Below are 17342 nucleotides of genomic sequence, written 5' to 3' on the forward strand. Positions count from 1 at the left end.
ATGTTTAAACGACTGTTAATGGTTGCCATGCTGGTCATTGCACCTCTTTCCGCAGTACATGCGGCAGACCAGACTAACCCGTACAAACTGATGGATGAGGCCGCACAGAAGACCTTCGATCGTCTTAAGAACGAACAGCCTAAAATTCGTGCTAATCCTGATTATCTGCGCGACGTGGTCGATCAGGAACTGCTTCCGTACGTGCAGATTAAATATGCGGGCGCGCTGGTTCTGGGTCGCTACTACAAAGATGCTACCCCAGCGCAGCGTGATGCCTACTTTGCCGCCTTCCGCGAGTACCTGAAACAGGCGTACGGCCAGGCGCTGGCGATGTATCACGGTCAGACCTATCAAATTGCCCCTGAACAGCCGCTGGGCGACGCGACCATTATCCCTATCCGCGTGACCATTAACGATCCTAACGGTCGTCCGCCGGTTCGTCTGGACTTCCAGTGGCGTAAAAACAGCCAGACCGGCCACTGGCAGGCGTATGACATGATTGCCGAAGGGGTGAGCATGATCACCACCAAACAGAACGAGTGGAGCGATCTGCTGCGCACCAAAGGTATTGATGGCCTGACCGCACAGCTGCAGTCTATCTCTCGTCAGAAAATTACGCTGGACGAGAAAAAGTAATGTCTCAGCAGCTTGGCTGGTCGCGTGAAGGCGAGGCGTTAAAACTGTCCGGTGAACTGGATCAGGACCTGCTGAACCCGCTATGGGATAAGCGTCATGAAGCCATGCAGGGCGTGACGCTCATTGACTTAAGCGACGTCACGCGGGTTGACACGGCTGGGATTGCGCTGCTGACCCATCTGATAGCGGAAGGGAAAAAGCAGGGTAAAAACGTCGCGCTTCACGGTGCGAGCGACAATGTTGTTACCCTGGCGCAGCTCTACAATTTGCCGCAGGACGTTTTGCCTCGTTAATATTTTCAGTGCGTTACTTCTGAAAGCCTCGACAGTTTCATCGTCGGGGCTTTTTGCTTGTTTAAGACTGCGCCACTTTGCTCTAAGATGTTGGGCTTGTTTTACTATCAGATGATTAAGAACCCATGGAAAATAATGAAATCCAGGCAGTGCTGATGAATGCACTCTCCCTTCAGGAAGCCCACGTCTCTGGCGATGGCAGTCACTTCCAGGTTATTGCTGTGGGTGAGATCTTCGACGGTATGAGTCGCGTGAAGAAGCAGCAGGCTGTTTACGCGCCGCTGATGGAATACATTGCGGACAACCGCATCCACGCCCTGTCGATTAAAGCGTTCACCCCGCAAGAGTGGGCACGCGATCGCAAACTAAACGGTTTTTGAGCTGAGGGCTATGCCCGCAGCACGGTTGAATTTATAAGAGAGCAATTACATGGACAAATTTCGTGTACAGGGGCCAACGCGTCTCCAGGGCGAAGTCACAATTTCTGGCGCCAAAAACGCCGCGCTGCCAATCCTCTTTGCCGCGCTGCTGGCGGAAGAGCCGGTAGAAATTCAGAACGTACCGAAGCTGAAAGATATCGACACCACCATGAAGTTGCTCACCCAGCTGGGTACGAAAGTCGAGCGTAACGGTTCCGTGTGGATCGATGCCGGCAACGTTAACAACTTCTCTGCGCCTTACGACCTGGTGAAAACCATGCGTGCGTCCATCTGGGCGCTTGGCCCGCTGGTGGCGCGTTTTGGTCAGGGGCAAGTCTCGCTGCCGGGCGGTTGCGCCATCGGCGCGCGTCCTGTTGACCTGCACATCTTTGGCCTTGAGAAACTGGGCGCAGAGATCAAGCTGGAAGAAGGTTATGTGAAAGCGTCCGTCAATGGCCGTCTGAAAGGCGCGCACATTGTTATGGATAAAGTGAGCGTAGGCGCAACCGTCACCATCATGTCGGCAGCGACGCTGGCAGAAGGCACGACCGTTATTGAAAACGCCGCGCGCGAGCCGGAGATCGTGGATACCGCGAATTTCCTCGTGGCGCTGGGTGCAAAAATTTCGGGTCAGGGCACCGACCGCATCACCATCGAAGGCGTTGAGCGCCTGGGTGGCGGCGTTTACCGCGTTCTGCCGGACCGTATCGAAACCGGTACCTTCCTGGTGGCAGCGGCGATTTCCGGCGGCAAGATTGTCTGCCGTAACGCACAGCCTGACACGCTGGATGCCGTTCTGGCGAAACTGCGCGATGCGGGTGCGGATATTGAAACAGGTGAAGACTGGATTAGCCTGGATATGCACGGTCAGCGTCCAAAAGCCGTAAATGTGCGTACTGCACCGCATCCTGCCTTCCCGACGGACATGCAGGCGCAATTTACCCTGTTAAACCTGGTTGCAGAAGGCACCGGGTTCATCACGGAAACCATCTTCGAAAACCGTTTCATGCATGTGCCTGAACTGATCCGTATGGGCGCGCATGCTGAGATCGAAAGCAATACGGTTATCTGCCACGGCGTTGAAAAACTGTCGGGTGCGCAGGTGATGGCGACCGACCTGCGTGCGTCCGCAAGCCTGGTGCTGGCGGGTTGTATTGCAGAAGGGACGACCGTTGTCGATCGTATCTACCACATCGATCGTGGCTATGAGCGTATCGAAGACAAACTGCGCGCGCTGGGTGCCAATATCGAGCGTGTGAAGGGCGAGTAATCGTTCCGGCACCCCCCTGCCTTGAAGGGCTGGGGGATTGCTGTTCCTGTCAAACCGGGTGTATCAGCTCTGATGCGCTTTCTTTGTTTTGCTCTGGCGCATCATGCGCGTTCTGTCGATAAACTCATGCGTAACAGGGTCGTGGTAGCGTGACGGCCAGATTATCCACGGGTGCGTGTCCAGCGCCGTCGCGATGATTAATTCTCCCTTTGGCCAGGGGCGGGTCAGGGCGTTTGCCAGCGTCGAAGAGCTTAAACCGCTGCGGCGCGATTCTGCTGCCAGCGATGTTCCTTTTTTGCGCAGTGCCGCAATAATGTCAGCGGAATGCCAGTCGATAAATTTCGTATCCATAAAGCTGTCCTTATGTTCGTATTCACCTGCGCCATTTCTCCTGAAATGACCGCGTTACTATAGCGCCTTCGAACACATGTTCTAAAAAGTTCGAGTTACTGGAAGCAATATTCAGAATAAGACATGGCTTTATTCATGCGGCCTGTAAGCCGATGATTTAACATGAATATGGAATTTACAGGAGCTTATTGGAGTTCCCCGTGACGCGCACGGGGAAGGGCGAGAAATTAACGATCGCGCTGAACGGCGATGTGGGCAAGACCAATTAGCGCCTCGCGCCACGGGCTGTCGGGAATAACCTGAAGTGCTTCGATGGCTTTGTCGGCCTCTTCCTCGGCACGCTGACGCGTCCATTCCAACGATCCGCAGATAGCCATTGTTTCCAGTACAGGTTCCAGAAGATGCCGACCATTTCCCTGTTCGATCGCTTCGCGGATCATTTTCGCCTGTTCAGGCGTGCCGTTGCGCATGGCATGGAGCAACGGCAGGGTCGGTTTACCTTCGTTCAGGTCATCGCCAACGTTTTTACCGAGCGTTTCGCCATCGGCGCTGTAATCCAGCAGGTCATCAATCAGCTGGAACGCGGTGCCAAGGTAGCGGCCATAATCCTGCAGCCCTTTTTCCTGCGCTTCCGTACAGCCTGCCAGGATGCCAGAACATTGCGCAGCCGCTTCAAACAGGCGCGCGGTCTTGCTGTAGATGACGCGCATGTAATTTTCTTCCGTGATGTCCGGGTCGTTGACGTTCATCAGCTGGAGGACTTCGCCTTCCGCGATCACGTTTACGGCTTCAGACATCACTTCGAGCACTTTCAGCGAGCCCAGGCTGGTCATCATCTGGAAGGCGCGGGTATAGATAAAATCCCCGACCAGAACGCTGGCTGCGTTACCGAAGGCGGCATTGGCCGTGGCTTTCCCGCGACGCATGTCTGATTCATCCACAACGTCATCGTGCAGAAGCGTCGCAGTATGAATAAATTCGATCAGGGCAGCGATCGTGACGTGGGCATTTCCCTGATAGCCAATGGCGCGGGCGGCCAGAATGGCAATCATCGGGCGAATGCGTTTACCGCCGCCGCTGACGATGTAATAGCCCAACTGATTGATCAGCTGAACGTCAGAGTTGAGTTGCTCCAGGATTGCTGCATTCACACCCGCCATATCTTGCGCGGTTAACTCGTTGATTTTTTCTAAATTCATCGCAAAAGCCGGGCTTTTTATCCTGTTTATCCCACACGATGTGGGTTCACAATGGGGTTGGGTTTATCAATAGTATTGCTGATTGTACTGAAAAAACCGCGCAGATAAACGTTACCGTACGTGTTGTGTTTTTTTTCTTCATGTATTGACGGTAGCACTTGTCAAAGGCTCGCGTTTTGCGTAATATTCGCGCCCTATTGTGAATATTTATAGCGCACTCTGATTCATACGAGGACGTGCGCGGAAGCGGAGTTTATATGTACGCGGTTTTCCAAAGTGGTGGTAAACAACACCGAGTAAGCGAAGGTCAGACCATTCGCCTGGAAAAGCTGGACATCGCAACTGGCGAAGCTGTTGAGTTCGCTGAAGTTCTGATGATCGCAAACGGTGAAGAAGTCAAAATCGGCGTTCCTTTCGTTGATGGCGGCGTTATCAAAGCTGAAGTTGTTGCTCATGGTCGTGGCGAGAAAGTTAAAATCGTTAAGTTTCGTCGTCGTAAACACTACCGTAAGCAGCAGGGCCACCGTCAGTGGTTCACTGATGTGAAAATTACTGGCATCAGCGCCTAAGACCTGAGGAGAGATTTAAATGGCACATAAAAAGGCTGGCGGCTCCACACGTAACGGTCGCGATTCAGAAGCTAAACGCCTTGGCGTTAAGCGTTTCGGTGGCGAATCCGTTCTGGCGGGTAGCATCATCGTTCGTCAACGTGGTACCAAATTCCACGCTGGCAACAACGTAGGTTGCGGTCGTGACCACACTCTGTTTGCTAAAGCAGACGGTAAAGTGAAATTTGAAGTTAAAGGCCCGAACAACCGTAAATACATCAGCATCGTTGCTGAGTAAGGTTTTCTCGGTCCGGTAACGGATTAAAGCCCCGCAACACGTTGCGGGGCTTTTTACATTGGAAACCCGGAAAATTTTCTGTAGGGAAAACGGGCATGAAGCAGCAGGCCGGCATTGGTATTCTTTTGGCGATCACCACCGCGATGTGCTGGGGTGCACTGCCAATTGCAATGAAGCAGGTACTGGAAGTGATGGAGCCACCAACGGTGGTGTTTTATCGCTTTCTGATGGCAAGCATTGGCCTCGGTGCCATTCTGGCCGTCAAAGGTAAGCTGCCACCGCTGCGCATCTTCCGCAAACCGCGATGGCTGGTATTGCTGGCAATCGCGACGGGCGGTTTGTTCGGTAACTTCATCCTGTTCAGCTCTTCCCTGCAGTACCTTAGCCCTACGGCGTCGCAGGTGATTGGTCAACTCTCACCGGTCGGTATGATGGTGGCCAGCGTCTTTATCCTGAAGGAGAAGATGCGCGGGACGCAGATTGTCGGGGCGAGCATGCTGCTTTGTGGCCTGGTGATGTTCTTCAACACCAGCCTCGTGGAAATTTTTACCCGCCTGACGGATTACACCTGGGGTGTGATTTTCGGTGTGGGTGCAGCAACGGTCTGGGTGTGTTACGGCGTCGCGCAAAAGGTGTTATTGCGTCGTCTGGCCTCACAGCAGATCCTCCTTTTGCTGTACACTTTGTGTACAATAGCATTATTGCCACTAGCAAAGCCGGGTGTGATTACCCAGCTTAGCGACTGGCAGCTGGCGTGCCTCATTTTTTGTGGGCTTAATACGCTGGTCGGTTATGGCGCGCTGGCCGAAGCAATGGCGCGCTGGCAGGCAGCGCAGGTGAGCGCGTTAATCACGCTGACGCCGCTGTTTACCCTGTTATTTTCAGATTTGTTATCAATGGCCTGGCCCGATGTTTTCGTCAGACCGATGCTCAACCTGTTGGGCTATCTCGGTGCGTTTGTCGTGGTTGCGGGCGCGATGTATTCCGCCATTGGCCATCGTCTTTGGGGGCGTTGGCGCAAAAATGAAGCGGTCGTAGTAGAAGTCCCCCGCTCAGGCGAATGAGTTACGGAGAGTAAAATGAAGTTTGTTGATGAAGCTACGATTCTGGTCGTAGCAGGTGATGGCGGTAACGGCTGTGTAAGCTTCCGTCGTGAAAAATATATTCCTCGTGGCGGCCCTGACGGCGGCGACGGTGGTGACGGCGGCGACGTGTGGCTGGAGGCGGATGAGAACCTCAACACGCTGATCGACTACCGTTTTGAAAAATCTTTCCGTGCTGAGCGTGGCCAGAACGGCCAGAGCCGTGACTGTACCGGCAAACGGGGTAAGGACGTCAACATTAAGGTTCCGGTCGGTACGCGTGTCATCGATCAGGGTACGGGCGAAACTATGGGTGATATGACCAAACACGGTCAGCGCCTGCTGGTTGCGAAAGGGGGGTGGCACGGTCTGGGTAACAGCCGTTTCAAATCATCCGTAAACCGTGCTCCGCGTCAGAAAACCATGGGTACGCCGGGCGATACGCGCGAGCTGCAGCTGGAGCTGATGCTGCTGGCTGACGTGGGTATGCTGGGTATGCCGAACGCCGGTAAATCAACATTTATCCGTGCGGTATCAGCCGCCAAGCCAAAAGTGGCGGATTATCCGTTTACCACGCTGGTGCCAAGCCTGGGCGTTGTCCGTATGGACCATGAAAAGAGCTTCGTCGTCGCTGATATCCCAGGTTTGATCGAGGGCGCAGCGGAAGGCGCTGGTCTCGGTATTCGCTTCCTGAAGCACCTTGAGCGCTGCCGCGTGCTGCTGCACATTGTTGATATTAATCCAATCGACGAATCCGATCCGGTTGAAAACGCCCGTATCATCGTGGGTGAACTGGAAAAATACAGCGAAAAACTCGCCGGTAAGCCGCGCTGGCTGGTCTTTAACAAGATCGACCTGATGGACAAAGCGGAAGCCGAAGCGAAAGCGAAAGCGATTGCTGAAGCAATGGGTTGGGAAGATAAATACTACCTGATCTCTGCGGCAAGCCAGGTTGGCGTGAAAGATCTTTGCTGGGATGTGATGACCTTTATCATCGAAAACCCAATCGTTCAGGCGGAAGAAGCGAAACAGCCTGAAAAAGTTGAATTCATGTGGGATGACTACCACCGCCAGCAGCTCGAAGAGCTGGAAGCGGAAGAAGATGATGAAGACTGGGACGATGACTGGGATGAAGACGACGAAGAAGGCGTCGAGTTCATCTACAAGCATTAATTCCTGCAAGAAGCCCCTGTTAAGGGGCTTTTTTTTAACCTAACGTCGACGGTAACCAGCAGCTGGCAATTAAACCGCCTTCTGCGGCATTCTCCAGCGTCAGTTTGCCGTGATGAAGCTGCACAATGCGTTGCACAATGCTCAGCCCTAGGCCGCTTCCGCCGTAGCGCTGATCGAGCCGGCGGAAAGGCTCGGTGATGGACTGACGGTGCGCTTCGTCAATGCCCGGGCCCTGATCGATGACGCTAACCTCTGTCCCGCCGTCCCGCTCGGTCAGCGTCACTTCAATCGTGGTTCCCGCAGGGCTATAGCGTCCGGCATTTTCCAGCAGATTACGCAGCATCAGGCGCAGAAGCACCGCATCACCCTGAACCGTCAGCGGGCTTTTGGCGGGCCAAATGACCGTGTGCTCTTTAGCTTCATGCTCAAGGCCGAGAGGGGTGATGATATTGTCTGTCCAGCTGACGGTATCGTAGTGGCCGCTGGCCATCGCTTGCCCGGCTCGCGCCAGCATGAGCAGCTGTTCAACGGTGTGCATCAGCTGATCGATGCGGCTGATTAACGGAGTAGCCTGTGCCGAACCCGACTGCGCCATGAGTTCCAGATGCAGCCTGATCCCGGCGAGAGGCGTCCGAAGCTCGTGGGCAGCGTCTGCGGTAAAGAGACGCTCCTGCTGAATGGTGTGATCCAGCCGCGCGAGGAGCTGGTTCAGAGAGGTGGTGACCGCGCCAATCTCCTCCATGTCGGAATACATAGGCAGCGGCGTCAGGTTGTCCGCAGAACGGTTCGCCAGGCTGACGCGCAGTTTATTCAAAGGGCGGGTTATCCAGGTCACCGCCCAGAAAGAGAAGAAGAGCGTAAAGCCCACCATCACCAGGGAAGGCACCAGCAGAGAGGCAATCGCCTCGCGGATCTCTTTCTCGACGTGATTGTTACGGGCTTTCGCAGACAGCGTTTCGCTGACCAGAAAGCCAATCTGCTCCCGGCTTTCGTGCCACAGCCACACGACGCTAATCAGCTGAAAAAAGAGAAGAATAACCGCCAGCAACACCATCAATCGCCGACGCATACTGTTCATTTCTGGCTCTCCAGGCGGTAGCCAACGCCACGGACGGTTTTAATACGATCCTTGCCGAGCTTGCGGCGCAGATTGTGAATGTGGACTTCAAGGGTGTTAGAGCCCGGATCGTCCTGCCAGGAGTAGATATCCTGCTGCAGCGTTTCGCGGTGTACGGTTTGTCCGCTGCGCATGATGAGGCGCGTAAGCAGTGCAAACTCTTTAGGCGTGACTTCAACCGGTTGGGATTGGCGCAGCACCTGCTGGGTTTGCAGATTCAGCGTAATATCGCCGTCGGTCAGCAGATTGTCGCTATGCCCCTGATAGCGGCGGATCAGCGCCCGCACGCGTGCCTGCAGCTCCGCAAGCGCAAAGGGTTTCACCAGGTAGTCATCCGCACCGGAATCGAGGCCATTAATGCGGTCTTCGATGGCATCGCGGGCGGTAAGGATCAGCACCGGATTTTCCACACCGCGGCGACGCCACTGGCTCAGCAGCGTAGCGCCGTCTTTATCCGGCAGGCCTAAATCGAGGATCACCAGGCTGTATTCGCCGCTTTGGATCAGCGCGTCCGCTTCTGCCGCCGTTGCGGCACAGTCGAGAGCATATCCCTCATTGGCTAAAGCCAGCGCCAGCCCTTCCTGTAATAACAGATCGTCTTCAACTATGAGCAGTTTCATCGCTAGTTATTCTGGTAGATGTCCTTATAAAGCCTGCTTTCGAAACGTACCAGCGGGATACGACGATTACGCTGGTCGGCCGGTTCGACGGCATAGCCGGAAAGATACTGCACGAATGCCATGCGTTGTCCGCTGGCGGTCGTGATAAAGCCTGCAAGGTTGTATACGCCCTGCAGTGAACCGGTTTTCGCCGACACTTTGCCATCCACTCCGGCGGCGTGAAGTCCTGCACGGTATTGAAGTGAACCGTCGTGCCCGGCAAGCGGCAGCATCGTAATAAAGTTTAGCTCAGTGTCATGTTGTGCAATGTACTGAAGCACTTGCATCATCGTTGCTGGGGAGATCAAATTATGACGCGATAATCCGGACCCATCGACGGCGATGGTATTACCAAGATCGATCCCCGCCTGCTGGCGAAGGATCTGACGTACGGCATCTGAACCCGCGCGCCACGTACCCGGGACGCCGAAACGGGCGTGACCAATCATGCGAAACACCGTATCAGCAATCATGTTATCTGACTTTTTCAGCATAATCTTAAGCAGATCGTGCAGTGGAGCCGATTGTTTGGTCGCAATAACGTTACCGGGCTGATTGACCTGGGTCTGACGGAGCAGGGTGCCGGAATAGGTTATTCCAGCCTGTTTCAGCTCGTCTTTGAGAATGGCGCCAGCATAGCCCGCGCCATCCTGTATGGCGAAGGCCAGCGGCAGCGGATCGGCACGCTGCGTCAGGCAGCCGGTGAGCGTGAACCGATTAAGATCGCCTGGCACCACGTCCAGCTCGCAATATTGCGCATCCGGGGAACCTTTCGCCAGCGTGCGAACCTGGCTGAACATCGTGACCGGGTAGTAAGACGCCACGCGGATAAATGCTAAATCATCCGGTTTCGGTGCGCTGTACAGCGAGACGGAAAAGCAGTTACGGTCAACGATAGCGGCGGCAGGCGGGGCGCTAAAGCACTGCGTCATATCGTTCCACGGCCAGCCGGGGGCTTTGTCATGGCTGGCAAAGATAGAGGTGTCGATCAGCACGTTGCCATCAATTTTCTGCACGCCAGATTTTTTCAGCACCGCCACCATGTTGCGGATATCCTGGCGCTTAAAGGTCGGATCGCCGCCAAAGCGGGCGATAAGATCGCCTTTCAGTTCGCCATCTGCCACGTTGCCTTTTGTCTCAAGGGTGGTGGTAAAACGAAAATCCGGCCCGAGCTGAAGCAGCGCGGCGAGCGCAGTGATCACCTTCTGGGTACTGGCAGGCAGCGCCATCTGTTGACTGTGATAGTCAATCTCTGGCGACTGCGCGCCAACCTTCTGCACCATCAGCGCAAGGTTAGCACCCGCGGGCAGCTGATTAATGTATTCATCAACATTCGCAGCCTGGACGGTGAACGTTATACTGGTAGTCAATCCGATGATAAAACTGGAAAATCGCATAATCTCGCGCTAACAACCCGAAAACAAACCGTCATACTACGGTGCATGGCACTGCAAAGTAAACGATGACCCATAGTGAACTTCGCGGTAAAATGCATATCAAAATGAAAATTGCTGCTGGCCTGGGGCTCCGCTCCCGGGTCGGTTTTCTTTTTGCTTCTTGCCCGCTCATGGGGGCAGGAGCAGGGAACACTGCTCCCAACAGGAATGTTTAAGAGGTATAACAAATGCAAGCTATTCCGATGACCTTACGTGGTGCCGAAAAACTGCGCGAAGAGCTGGATTTCCTGAAATCCGTGCGTCGTCCTGAAATCATCGCCGCTATCGCGGATGCGCGTGAGCATGGCGACTTGAAAGAGAATGCTGAATATCACGCCGCGCGTGAGCAGCAGGGCTTCTGTGAAGGGCGTATTAAAGATATCGAAGCAAAGCTGTCCAATGCGCAGGTTATCGATATCACCAAGATGCCAAACAATGGCCGCGTGATCTTTGGCTCTACCGTCAGCGTGTTGAACCTGGACAACGATGAAGAGCAAACTTATCGCATCGTGGGTGATGATGAGGCTGACTTTAAGCAGAACCTGATTTCGGTGAACTCCCCGATTGCTCGTGGCCTGATTGGCAAAGAGCAGGATGATGTGGTCATGATTCGCACCCCAGGCGGTGAAGTGGAATACGAAATTACGAAGGTTGAATATCTGTAATTCGCTTCTCCGCTAAGATGTTGATACATTGTAAAGAAAAGAAAAAGGCCGCATAGCGGCCTTTTATCAACTCAAGGAGCGTGGCATTTTGCTCACCTGCTGACAGAAATCCCTCGTTTTACACAGAAAATGTGTGCAATTCAGGATATCCTTAGCGTGGCAGCGAGATTTTGCGCTCTTTAGATGGGCGATAGAGCACCAGCGTTTTACCGATGACCTGTACGTTACAGGCGCCGGTTTCGCGCACGATGGCTTCCACGATCAGGTTTTTAGTGTCTCTGTCTTCAGAGGCGATTTTCACCTTGATCAGCTCGTGGTGTTCCAGCGCTTGTTCAATCTCGGCAAGCACCCCTTCGGTCAAACCATTGTTGCCAAGCATAACTACAGGCTTGAGCGGATGTGCCAGACCTTTGAGGTGCTGTTTTTGTTTAGTACTCAGATTCATCGTATATTTTTGCTTACGTTGGGATTGAAAACGGTTCATTCTACCGCCATCTCCCTTATATCGCCAAATAGCAGCGTAGAAATTTACGTCAAAGGTAGGCAACGATGAACCCGGACGGAAAAGTTAAATGACAGGTAAAAAGCGTTCTGCCAGTTCCAGCCGCTGGCTTCAGGAACACTTTAGCGATAAATATGTTCTGCAGGCGCAGAAAAAGGGGTTACGTTCCCGCGCCTGGTTTAAACTTGATGAAATACAGCAAAGTGACAAACTTTTTAAGCCGGGGATGACGGTTGTCGACCTCGGTGCCGCGCCTGGCGGATGGTCCCAGTATGCGGTAACGCAGATCGGCGGCGCGGGTCGAATCATTGCATGCGATCTTTTACCGATGGATCCCATTGTCGGTGTCGACTTCCTTCAGGGCGATTTTCGTGATGAATTAGTGCTGAAAGCGTTACTTGAACGTGTGGGTGACAGTAAGGTCCAGGTTGTCATGTCTGATATGGCACCAAATATGTGCGGAACACCTGCGGTGGATATCCCCCGCGGCATGTATTTGGTGGAGCTAGCGTTAGAAATGTGTCGTGATGTACTAGCGCCTGGTGGTAGTTTTGTTGTGAAGGTGTTTCAGGGCGAAGGTTTCGAGGAGTACCTTAAGGAAATTCGCTCCCTGTTTGCGAAGGTCAAAGTTCGTAAGCCGGACTCTTCCCGGGCGCGTTCCCGTGAAGTGTATATTGTAGCGACCGGGCGAAAATGATAACCGGTAGATTTCAGGCGAAAGTTTGAATGAAACTGGATATAGAGTATCCTGACGCTGTTTTTAACACAGTTGTAATGTGAGGTTAATCCCTTGAGTGACATGGCGAAAAACCTAATTCTCTGGCTGGTCATTGCCGTCGTGCTGATGTCAGTATTCCAGAGCTTTGGGCCCAGCGAGTCGAATGGCCGCAAGGTGGATTATTCTACCTTCCTGCAGGAGGTCAATCAGGACCAGGTTCGCGAAGCGCGTATCAACGGACGTGAGATCAACGTTACCAAGAAAGATAGTAACCGTTACACGACCTACATCCCGGTGAACGATCCTAAGCTGCTTGATAACCTTCTGACCAAAAACGTCAAAGTGGTTGGCGAGCCGCCAGAAGAACCGAGCCTGCTGGCTTCTATCTTCATTTCCTGGTTCCCGATGCTGCTTCTTATCGGCGTCTGGATCTTCTTTATGCGTCAAATGCAGGGCGGCGGTGGCAAAGGTGCCATGTCGTTCGGTAAGAGCAAGGCGCGTATGCTGACGGAAGATCAGATCAAGACCACATTTGCCGATGTCGCAGGTTGTGACGAAGCAAAAGAAGAAGTAGGCGAACTGGTTGAATACCTGCGCGAGCCGAGCCGTTTCCAGAAGCTGGGCGGTAAGATCCCGAAAGGCGTCCTGATGGTCGGCCCTCCGGGTACCGGTAAAACCCTGCTGGCGAAAGCGATTGCAGGTGAAGCGAAGGTGCCGTTCTTTACTATTTCAGGTTCTGACTTTGTTGAAATGTTCGTGGGTGTGGGTGCATCTCGTGTGCGCGACATGTTCGAGCAGGCCAAAAAGGCAGCGCCGTGCATTATCTTCATCGATGAAATCGACGCCGTAGGCCGCCAGCGTGGCGCAGGCCTGGGCGGTGGCCACGATGAACGTGAACAGACGCTGAACCAGATGCTGGTTGAGATGGACGGCTTCGAAGGTAACGAAGGTATTATCGTTATCGCCGCAACTAACCGCCCTGACGTACTTGACCCAGCGCTGCTGCGTCCAGGCCGTTTCGACCGTCAGGTCGTGGTCGGTCTGCCGGATGTTCGCGGTCGTGAACAGATTCTGAAAGTCCACATGCGTCGCGTACCGCTGGCACCAGACATCGACGCGGCAATCATTGCGCGTGGTACACCGGGCTTCTCCGGTGCGGATCTGGCTAACCTGGTCAACGAAGCCGCTCTGTTTGCCGCTCGCGGTAACAAGCGCGTCGTATCCATGGTGGAGTTTGAGAAAGCGAAAGACAAAATCATGATGGGTGCGGAACGTCGCTCCATGGTGATGACGGAAGCGCAGAAAGAGTCCACGGCATACCACGAAGCAGGCCACGCGATTATCGGTCGTCTGGTACCGGAACACGATCCGGTGCACAAAGTGACGATTATTCCACGCGGCCGCGCGCTGGGTGTGACCTTCTTCCTGCCTGAAGGCGACGCGATCAGCGCCAGCCGTCAGAAGCTGGAAAGCCAGATTTCGACCCTGTACGGCGGTCGTCTGGCAGAAGAGATTATCTACGGCGTGGAACATGTGTCTACCGGTGCGTCCAACGACATCAAAGTCGCGACAAACCTGGCACGTAACATGGTGACCCAGTGGGGCTTCTCCGACAAACTCGGTCCGCTGCTGTATGCAGAGGAAGAGGGGGAAGTATTCCTGGGCCGTTCCGTGGCGAAAGCAAAACATATGTCCGATGAAACGGCACGTATCATCGATCAGGAAGTGAAATCACTGGTAGAACGTAACTATGCGCGCGCACGCCAGATCCTGAACGACAATATGGACATCCTGCACTCGATGAAAGATGCGCTCATGAAATATGAGACTATCGATGCTCCGCAGATTGACGACCTGATGGCTCGCCGCGAAGTGCGTCCGCCAGCAGGCTGGGAAGACCCAGGCGCATCCAACAATTCTGACAACAATGGCACCCCGCGTGCGCCGCGTCCGGTCGATGAACCGCGTACGCCAAACCCGGGCAACACCATGTCAGAACAGTTGGGCGATAAGTAAGTCACTGCTGTTGACGCGTTTGTCTGTATCTCAAACCCTGGAGCTTGCTCCGGGGTTTTTCTTTTCTGTTAAACCACATTAATACCAGGGATTCTCGCCATGAAACTATTCGCCCAGGACTCGCATCTCGATCTCTCACATCCGCACGTGATGGGCATCCTGAATGTTACCCCTGACTCCTTCTCTGACGGCGGCACGCACAACACGCTGATCGACGCGGTTAAGCACGCAAATTTAATGATCAACGCGGGTGCCACCATTATTGATGTTGGCGGTGAATCGACGCGTCCAGGCGCGGCGGATGTTTCTGTAGAGGAAGAGCTGGCGCGTGTGGTGCCGGTGGTTGAAGCCATCGCACAGCGTTTCGAAGTGTGGATCTCTGTTGATACCTCTAAACCTGAAGTCATTCGTGAAGTAGCGAGAGTAGGCGCTCACATTATCAATGACATCCGCTCATTGACCGAGCCGGGCGCTATTGAAGCGGCAGCGGAAACCGGCCTGCCGGTTTGTCTGATGCACATGCAGGGTCAGCCGAAAACGATGCAGGAAGCCCCGAAGTATGACGATGTCTTTGCCGACGTGAATCGCTTCTTTAATGAGCATATAGCGCGCTGCGAGCGTGCCGGTATCGCAAAAGATAAATTGCTGCTCGACCCGGGGTTCGGTTTCGGTAAAAATCTTTCCCACAACTATGCGCTGCTTGCGCGCTTATCAGAATTTCATCAGTTCGGCCTGCCGCTGCTGGTGGGGATGTCGAGAAAGTCGATGATTGGGCAACTGCTGAACGTGGGGCCAAGCGAGCGTCTGAGCGGCAGCCTGGCGTGCGCGGTGATTGCAGCGATGCAGGGCGCGCATATTATCCGTGTCCATGACGTCAAAGAAACAGTAGAAGCCATGCGTGTGGTAGAAGCCACACTGGCAGCGAAGGAAAACAAACGCTATGAGTAATCGTAAATATTTTGGTACCGATGGCATCCGTGGGCGCGTAGGCGATGCGCCAATCACCCCTGATTTTGTTCTGAAGCTGGGCTGGGCTGCTGGCAAGGTACTGGCGCGTCATGGTTCCCGTAAGATCATCATCGGTAAAGATACCCGTATTTCAGGCTATATGCTGGAATCCGCGCTGGAAGCCGGTCTGGCCGCAGCGGGGCTTTCTGCTTCCTTCACCGGCCCAATGCCTACGCCCGCCGTTGCGTATTTGACGCGGACCTTCCGTGCGGAAGCGGGGATTGTTATTTCGGCATCGCATAACCCGTTCTACGACAACGGCATCAAGTTCTTCTCTATCGACGGCACCAAGCTGCCGGATGAAGTGGAAGAGGCGATTGAAGCCGAAATGGAAAAAGAGATCACCTGCGTCGACTCAGCCGAGCTGGGTAAAGCGAACCGCATTGTCGATGCCGCGGGCCGTTACATTGAATTCTGTAAAGGAACCTTCCCGAACGAGCTGAGCCTGGCGCATCTGAAGATTGTGGTGGATTGTGCAAACGGCGCGACCTACCACATTGCCCCGAATGTTTTCCGCGAGCTGGGTGCGAACGTGATCACCATCGGCTGTGAGCCAGACGGCCTGAACATCAACGAGCAGGTGGGAGCAACGGACGTTCGTGCTCTGCAGGCACGCGTGCTGGCGGAAAAAGCCGATCTGGGGATTGCGCTGGACGGCGACGGCGACCGCGTGATCATGGTTGACCACGAAGGTAACAAGGTCGACGGCGATCAGATCCTCTACATCATCGCGCGTGAAGGTCTGCGTCAGGGCCAGCTTCGCGGCGGCGCCGTAGGTACGCTGATGAGCAACATGGGTCTGGAGCTGGCGCTGAAGCAGCTTGGGATCCCGTTTGTCCGCGCGAAAGTGGGCGACCGCTACGTACTGGAAAAACTGCAGGAGAAGGGCTGGCGCATTGGGGCTGAAAACTCCGGCCACGTGATCCTTCTCGACAAAACGACCACCGGTGACGGCATTGTCGCGGGCCTGCAGGTTGTGGCCGCCATGGCGCGCAACCATATGAGCCTGCACGATCTCTGCAGCGGCATGAAAATGTTCCCGCAGATCCTCGTCAACGTGCGTTTCACAGCGGGTAAAGGCGATCCGCTTGAAAATGACAACGTGAAAGCGGTGATGGCTGACGTTGAAGCGGCCCTGGGCAATCGTGGCCGTGTACTGCTGCGTAAGTCAGGTACTGAGCCACTGATCCGCGTAATGGTGGAAGGTGAAGATGAAGCGCAGGTGACTGAATTCGCGCACCGTATTGCTGATGCGGTGAAAGCTGCATAAAATTTCACTGTAAGTGTTTAAAAAGGCGGCGCTTGCCGCCTTTGTTTTGAGCAATTAATGGCTTTTTGCTGTTTTTTTCCGCAGTTGATACAATGCGTCAAAAATGCCCTTGCGAAGGTGATTCGCTTTGGTTAGTATTCACACCCGCTTCAGTGGGAAACACGAAATCCTGCTAATTGGTCGAAGCATTGGTATGCGGCAAATCCGCAAGGAACAGGTTGATTATGTACGAAGCTCTTTTAGTTATTTTCCTTATTGTAGCCATCGCTCTCGTAGCGCTGATCATGCTGCAGCAAGGTAAAGGCGCTGATATGGGAGCCTCCTTCGGAGCAGGCGCTTCCGGTACGCTGTTTGGTTCAAGTGGTTCTGCGAACTTCATGACCCGCACTACGGCGATTCTGGCTACGCTGTTCTTCATCATCAGTCTGGTGCTGGGCAATATCAACAGCAACAAGACCAGTAAAGGAAGCGAGTGGGAAAATCTGAGCGCGCCAGCAAAAACTGAGCAGACTCAGCCAGCTGCACCGGCTAAGCCAACCAGCGATATCCCGCAGTAAGTATTCAGTACCGAGGTGGTGGAATTGGTAGACACGCTACCTTGAGGTGGTAGTGCCCTAACGGGCTTGTGGGTTCGAGTCCCATCCTCGGTACCAATATTCCAGAAGAAAGACGTCGAAAGACG

The 17342-nt window shown here is 54.1% G+C and carries 20 protein-coding genes and 1 tRNA gene; 15 read left to right on the forward strand and 6 right to left on the reverse strand.

All coding sequences use genetic code 11. From position 1 onward, the window contains the following. The 4 genes from mlaC to murA all read left to right on the forward strand — a co-directional run bounded on the left by mlaC (position 1) and on the right by murA (position 2618). On the forward strand, positions 1 to 636 hold the full coding sequence (gene mlaC, locus E0L20_RS18980; protein ID WP_131635307.1) for a phospholipid-binding protein MlaC: 636 nt from the start codon (positions 1 to 3) through the stop codon (positions 634 to 636). Continuing rightward, positions 636 to 929 (forward strand): lipid asymmetry maintenance protein MlaB, encoded by a 294-nt coding sequence (gene mlaB, locus E0L20_RS18985; RefSeq protein ID WP_131635308.1) that lies wholly within the window; start codon positions 636 to 638, stop codon positions 927 to 929. Before mlaC ends, mlaB begins: the two co-directional genes overlap by 1 nt. A gap of 125 nt (positions 930 to 1054) precedes the next feature. After that, positions 1055 to 1309: a BolA family iron metabolism protein IbaG gene (gene ibaG, locus E0L20_RS18990; RefSeq protein ID WP_014071941.1), complete on the forward strand. Its 255-nt coding sequence runs from the start codon at positions 1055 to 1057 to the stop codon at positions 1307 to 1309. Positions 1310 to 1358: 49 nt separating this feature from the next. Continuing rightward, positions 1359 to 2618, forward strand: a complete 1260-nt coding sequence (gene murA / locus E0L20_RS18995) for a UDP-N-acetylglucosamine 1-carboxyvinyltransferase (RefSeq protein WP_131635309.1) — start codon at positions 1359 to 1361, stop codon at positions 2616 to 2618. Between the two features lie 63 nt (positions 2619 to 2681). Here murA and sfsB read toward each other — a convergent pair whose 3' ends face one another. Further along, positions 2682 to 2969 (reverse strand): DNA-binding transcriptional regulator SfsB, encoded by a 288-nt coding sequence (gene sfsB / locus E0L20_RS19000; RefSeq protein ID WP_131635310.1) that lies wholly within the window; start codon positions 2967 to 2969, stop codon positions 2682 to 2684. Between the two features lie 227 nt (positions 2970 to 3196). Continuing rightward, on the reverse strand, positions 3197 to 4168 hold the full coding sequence (gene ispB / locus E0L20_RS19005) for an octaprenyl diphosphate synthase (protein ID WP_131635311.1): 972 nt from the start codon (positions 4166 to 4168) through the stop codon (positions 3197 to 3199). A 257-nt stretch (positions 4169 to 4425) separates the two neighbouring features. On the opposite strand from ispB, the gene rplU reads away from it, so the two are divergent. The 4 genes from rplU (at position 4426) to cgtA (ending at position 7269) form a co-directional block, all read left to right on the forward strand. Further along, positions 4426 to 4737: a 50S ribosomal protein L21 gene (gene rplU, locus E0L20_RS19010; RefSeq protein ID WP_095284390.1), complete on the forward strand. Its 312-nt coding sequence runs from the start codon at positions 4426 to 4428 to the stop codon at positions 4735 to 4737. A 19-nt stretch (positions 4738 to 4756) separates the two neighbouring features. Then, on the forward strand, positions 4757 to 5014 hold the full coding sequence (rpmA, locus tag E0L20_RS19015; protein ID WP_004385076.1) for a 50S ribosomal protein L27: 258 nt from the start codon (positions 4757 to 4759) through the stop codon (positions 5012 to 5014). A gap of 95 nt (positions 5015 to 5109) precedes the next feature. Beyond that, positions 5110 to 6078: a DMT family transporter gene (locus tag E0L20_RS19020; RefSeq protein WP_131635312.1), complete on the forward strand. Its 969-nt coding sequence runs from the start codon at positions 5110 to 5112 to the stop codon at positions 6076 to 6078. Positions 6079 to 6093: 15 nt separating this feature from the next. Next, positions 6094 to 7269, forward strand: a complete 1176-nt coding sequence (cgtA, locus tag E0L20_RS19025; RefSeq protein WP_131635313.1) for an Obg family GTPase CgtA — start codon at positions 6094 to 6096, stop codon at positions 7267 to 7269. Between the two features lie 34 nt (positions 7270 to 7303). On the opposite strand, the gene pmrB is transcribed toward cgtA, so the two are convergent. From pmrB to dacB, 3 genes are read right to left on the reverse strand one after another with little or no spacing between them, the layout of a single operon-like run. Continuing rightward, a complete protein-coding gene (pmrB, locus tag E0L20_RS19030) occupies positions 7304 to 8347 on the reverse strand; it encodes a two-component system sensor histidine kinase PmrB (RefSeq protein ID WP_131635314.1) in 1044 nt (347 codons plus the stop codon). Next, on the reverse strand, positions 8344 to 9006 hold the full coding sequence (gene pmrA, locus E0L20_RS19035) for a two-component system response regulator PmrA (protein WP_006178770.1): 663 nt from the start codon (positions 9004 to 9006) through the stop codon (positions 8344 to 8346). The genes pmrB and pmrA overlap by 4 nt, the downstream gene beginning before the upstream one ends. Before the next feature lie 2 nt (positions 9007 to 9008). Beyond that, positions 9009 to 10442 (reverse strand): serine-type D-Ala-D-Ala carboxypeptidase, encoded by a 1434-nt coding sequence (dacB, locus tag E0L20_RS19040; protein ID WP_131635315.1) that lies wholly within the window; start codon positions 10440 to 10442, stop codon positions 9009 to 9011. Between the two features lie 227 nt (positions 10443 to 10669). Here dacB and greA point away from each other — a divergent pair, with 227 nt between their 5' ends. After that, positions 10670 to 11146 (forward strand): transcription elongation factor GreA, encoded by a 477-nt coding sequence (greA, locus tag E0L20_RS19045; protein WP_131635316.1) that lies wholly within the window; start codon positions 10670 to 10672, stop codon positions 11144 to 11146. 151 nt (positions 11147 to 11297) lie between these two features. Here the strand turns inward: greA and yhbY are convergent, their stop codons facing one another. Beyond that, positions 11298 to 11591, reverse strand: coding sequence for a ribosome assembly RNA-binding protein YhbY (gene yhbY / locus E0L20_RS19050; protein ID WP_003861814.1), 294 nt, complete (start codon positions 11589 to 11591; stop codon positions 11298 to 11300). 127 nt (positions 11592 to 11718) lie between these two features. On the opposite strand from yhbY, the gene rlmE reads away from it, so the two are divergent. The 6 genes from rlmE (at position 11719) to E0L20_RS19080 (ending at position 17313) form a co-directional block, all read left to right on the forward strand. Continuing rightward, entirely contained in the window at positions 11719 to 12345 is a 627-nt protein-coding gene (gene rlmE / locus E0L20_RS19055) for a 23S rRNA (uridine(2552)-2'-O)-methyltransferase RlmE (RefSeq protein WP_010436004.1), read from the forward strand. 102 nt (positions 12346 to 12447) lie between these two features. After that, entirely contained in the window at positions 12448 to 14382 is a 1935-nt protein-coding gene (gene ftsH / locus E0L20_RS19060; RefSeq protein WP_010436002.1) for an ATP-dependent zinc metalloprotease FtsH, read from the forward strand. Between the two features lie 99 nt (positions 14383 to 14481). Next, complete coding sequence (gene folP / locus E0L20_RS19065) at positions 14482 to 15330, forward strand: dihydropteroate synthase (protein ID WP_131635317.1); 849 nt, start codon at positions 14482 to 14484, stop codon at positions 15328 to 15330. Then, a complete protein-coding gene (gene glmM, locus E0L20_RS19070; RefSeq protein ID WP_131635318.1) occupies positions 15323 to 16660 on the forward strand; it encodes a phosphoglucosamine mutase in 1338 nt (445 codons plus the stop codon). The genes folP and glmM overlap by 8 nt, the downstream gene beginning before the upstream one ends. A 224-nt stretch (positions 16661 to 16884) precedes the next feature. After that, positions 16885 to 17217: a preprotein translocase subunit SecG gene (secG, locus tag E0L20_RS19075; RefSeq protein WP_003861803.1), complete on the forward strand. Its 333-nt coding sequence runs from the start codon at positions 16885 to 16887 to the stop codon at positions 17215 to 17217. A gap of 9 nt (positions 17218 to 17226) precedes the next feature. After that, positions 17227 to 17313, forward strand: a tRNA-Leu gene (locus tag E0L20_RS19080). The last annotated feature ends 29 nt before the right edge of the window (positions 17314 to 17342 follow it).

Origin of the sequence: Enterobacter wuhouensis (assembly GCF_004331265.1) — a bacterium.
Classification (GTDB): Bacteria; Pseudomonadota; Gammaproteobacteria; order Enterobacterales; family Enterobacteriaceae; genus Enterobacter; species Enterobacter wuhouensis.

Coding starts and splice junctions, on each gene's coding strand:
- pmrB (WP_131635314.1), bottom strand. CDS start 8,347: ATGAACAGTATGCGTCGGCGATTGATGGTGTTGCTGGCGGTTATTCTT.
- folP (WP_131635317.1), top strand. CDS start 14,482: ATGAAACTATTCGCCCAGGACTCGCATCTCGATCTCTCACATCCGCAC.
- cgtA (WP_131635313.1), top strand. CDS start 6,094: ATGAAGTTTGTTGATGAAGCTACGATTCTGGTCGTAGCAGGTGATGGC.
- greA (WP_131635316.1), top strand. CDS start 10,670: ATGCAAGCTATTCCGATGACCTTACGTGGTGCCGAAAAACTGCGCGAA.
- sfsB (WP_131635310.1), bottom strand. CDS start 2,969: ATGGATACGAAATTTATCGACTGGCATTCCGCTGACATTATTGCGGCA.
- rpmA (WP_004385076.1), top strand. CDS start 4,757: ATGGCACATAAAAAGGCTGGCGGCTCCACACGTAACGGTCGCGATTCA.
- ispB (WP_131635311.1), bottom strand. CDS start 4,168: ATGAATTTAGAAAAAATCAACGAGTTAACCGCGCAAGATATGGCGGGT.
- rplU (WP_095284390.1), top strand. CDS start 4,426: ATGTACGCGGTTTTCCAAAGTGGTGGTAAACAACACCGAGTAAGCGAA.
- mlaC (WP_131635307.1), top strand. CDS start 1: ATGTTTAAACGACTGTTAATGGTTGCCATGCTGGTCATTGCACCTCTT.
- ibaG (WP_014071941.1), top strand. CDS start 1,055: ATGGAAAATAATGAAATCCAGGCAGTGCTGATGAATGCACTCTCCCTT.
- ftsH (WP_010436002.1), top strand. CDS start 12,448: ATGGCGAAAAACCTAATTCTCTGGCTGGTCATTGCCGTCGTGCTGATG.
- dacB (WP_131635315.1), bottom strand. CDS start 10,442: ATGCGATTTTCCAGTTTTATCATCGGATTGACTACCAGTATAACGTTC.
- secG (WP_003861803.1), top strand. CDS start 16,885: ATGTACGAAGCTCTTTTAGTTATTTTCCTTATTGTAGCCATCGCTCTC.
- pmrA (WP_006178770.1), bottom strand. CDS start 9,006: ATGAAACTGCTCATAGTTGAAGACGATCTGTTATTACAGGAAGGGCTG.
- rlmE (WP_010436004.1), top strand. CDS start 11,719: ATGACAGGTAAAAAGCGTTCTGCCAGTTCCAGCCGCTGGCTTCAGGAA.
- mlaB (WP_131635308.1), top strand. CDS start 636: ATGTCTCAGCAGCTTGGCTGGTCGCGTGAAGGCGAGGCGTTAAAACTG.
- murA (WP_131635309.1), top strand. CDS start 1,359: ATGGACAAATTTCGTGTACAGGGGCCAACGCGTCTCCAGGGCGAAGTC.
- glmM (WP_131635318.1), top strand. CDS start 15,323: ATGAGTAATCGTAAATATTTTGGTACCGATGGCATCCGTGGGCGCGTA.
- yhbY (WP_003861814.1), bottom strand. CDS start 11,591: ATGAATCTGAGTACTAAACAAAAACAGCACCTCAAAGGTCTGGCACAT.
- E0L20_RS19020 (WP_131635312.1), top strand. CDS start 5,110: ATGAAGCAGCAGGCCGGCATTGGTATTCTTTTGGCGATCACCACCGCG.